At 76.9% G+C, this 1,900-nt stretch carries 3 protein-coding genes and 1 pseudogene; all 4 read left to right on the top strand.

What is annotated here, in order from left to right:
- Window positions 1–344: cyclic pyranopterin monophosphate synthase MoaC (locus G9H71_RS24275; RefSeq protein ID WP_166284973.1), on the top strand; the 344-nt coding region annotated here is incomplete at its 5' end.
- Window positions 341–835, top strand: a complete 495-nt coding sequence (locus G9H71_RS24270) for a MogA/MoaB family molybdenum cofactor biosynthesis protein (protein ID WP_166284972.1) — start codon at window positions 341–343, stop codon at window positions 833–835. The genes G9H71_RS24275 and G9H71_RS24270, both read left to right, overlap by 4 nt.
- Window positions 832–1,428: a GNAT family N-acetyltransferase gene (locus G9H71_RS22440; RefSeq protein WP_166284971.1), complete on the top strand. Its 597-nt coding sequence runs from the start codon at window positions 832–834 to the stop codon at window positions 1,426–1,428. Before G9H71_RS24270 ends, G9H71_RS22440 begins: the two co-directional genes overlap by 4 nt.
- 91 nt (window positions 1,429–1,519) lie before the next feature.
- Window positions 1,520–1,900, top strand: a pseudogene (locus tag G9H71_RS22435) (hypothetical protein); the annotation flags it as partial.

The following is a 1,900-nucleotide window of genomic DNA, read 5'->3' as shown; positions in this document are numbered from 1 at the left end:
GCGTGCCCAAGGGGGACGCGCTGGCCGTCGCCCGGATCGCCGGCATCGCCGGGGCCAAGCGGACGCCGGACCTGGTGCCGCTCTGCCACCCGGTCGCCCTGCACGGCGTCGAGGTGGACCTCGACGTGGTCGACGTCGGCGTCGCCATCCGGGTCACCGCGCGCACCGCGGACCGGACGGGCGTGGAGATGGAGGCGCTCACCGCGGTCGCCGTCGCCGGGCTCGCCCTCGTCGACATGGTCAAGGCCGTCGACCGGGAGGCGGTCCTCACCGACGTGCGCATGGAGTCCAAGTCCGGCGGACGGTCCGGCACCTGGGAGCGCTCCGCGGGGGTGGGGGCGTGAGCCGCCGCGCGCTGGTGGTCAGCATCTCCAGCCGGGCCGCCGCCGGGGTCTACGAGGACCGCACCGGCCCGATGCTCGTCGAGGGCCTCGCCGCGCTCGGCCTCGCCGTCGACGGCCCGGACGTCGTCCCGGACGGGCCCGAGGTGGAGCGCGCGCTGCGCGCGGCGGTGGACGCGGCGTACGACCTCGTCGTCACGACCGGGGGCACCGGCCTCTCGCCGACCGACGGCACGCCGGAGGCGACGCGCGCGGTCGTCGACCGCGAAGTGCCGGGGGTTGCCGAGGCGCTGCGCGCGACCGGCATCGCGAAGGGCGTCCCCACGGCCATGCTGTCGCGCGGCGTGGTCGGCGTCGCCGGGCGCACGCTCGTCGTGAACGTCGCGGGGTCGCCGGGGGCGTGCAAGGACGCGCTCCCCGTGCTGGGGTCGGTGGTGCCGCACGCGCTGGACCAGCTCGCCGGGACGGACCACCGGGCGGGCGGCGGGGTGTGAGCGCGCGTGGATGGCCGGCCGAGCTCGCCGACGGGCCGGTCGGGGTGCGCCCGCTGCGGGCGCGTGACGCGGGAGCGTGGCGCGACGTGCGCCGGCGCAACGTCGACTGGCTGACCCCGTGGGAGGCGACGCCCCCGGACCCGTCACGGCCGCCGGTGTCGTTCCAGGCGACGGTCCGCTTCCTGCGCAAGGAGGCCCGGGCGGGCCGGGCGCTGCCGTTCGTGGTGACCTACCAGGGCGAGCTCGTCGGCCAGGTGACCGTCGGCGGCGTGACGCGCGGCTCGCTGTGCTCGGCGCACATCGGCTACTGGGTCGACTCCCGGGTGGCCGGCCGCGGCGTCATCCCGACCGCCGTCGCGCTCGTCACCGACCACTGCTTCGCGGCCGTCGGCCTGCACCGGATCGAGGTCAACATCCGGCCGGAGAACGCCGCCAGCCTGCGCGTGGTGGAGAAGCTGGGGTTCCGCGACGAGGGGCTGCGCGAGCGGCTGTTGCACATCGACGGGGACTGGCGCGACCACCGCAGCTTCGCGCTGACGGCCGAGGAGGTCCCGGAGGGCCTGCTGAGCCGCTGGCGGGCTGCGCGGCGCTGACCGCGGTCGTACCAGCAATCTCATCCGTCACATCCGACACGCCGTGCGGGGTCCCCCGTCCGGCGGGCGCGGCCACCTAGCGTTGCCTACCGTGACCGGGCTGATCTTCGGGACCATCGTCGCGGCCTGGGTCGTCGTGCTCGTCCCCATGTGGCTGCGCCGGCACGACGAGCGCAACGAGTCCCGGTCTGTCGAACGGTTCTCCTCCGCCATGCGCGTGCTCTCGCGGCGTGGCCCGTCCCAGTCGCCCGGGCACCGCTATGTCGTGCTGCCCGCCCGTGAGCAGGTCGCGGAGGTTCATGTGAGTGGTGCTCCCGGCCCGCGCCGGTTCTCCTTCGGCCCGGTGTCGGTACGCCGCCCCGGCGCCCGCCCGGCCCGCCCCGCGCCGGCGCGCCCGGCCGCACAGGAAGGGCGCCCGGCACCGCAGCCGGCGCGGCCCGCCCCGGTGCAGGCCCGCCCCGCCGCCCAGCAG

It is taken from the genome of Motilibacter deserti (genome assembly GCF_011250635.1).
GTDB lineage: Bacteria > Actinomycetota > Actinomycetes > Motilibacterales > Motilibacteraceae > Motilibacter_A > Motilibacter_A deserti.
Note: the sequence above shows the minus strand (reverse complement) of the source record. Positions and strands in the feature narration are given on the sequence as shown.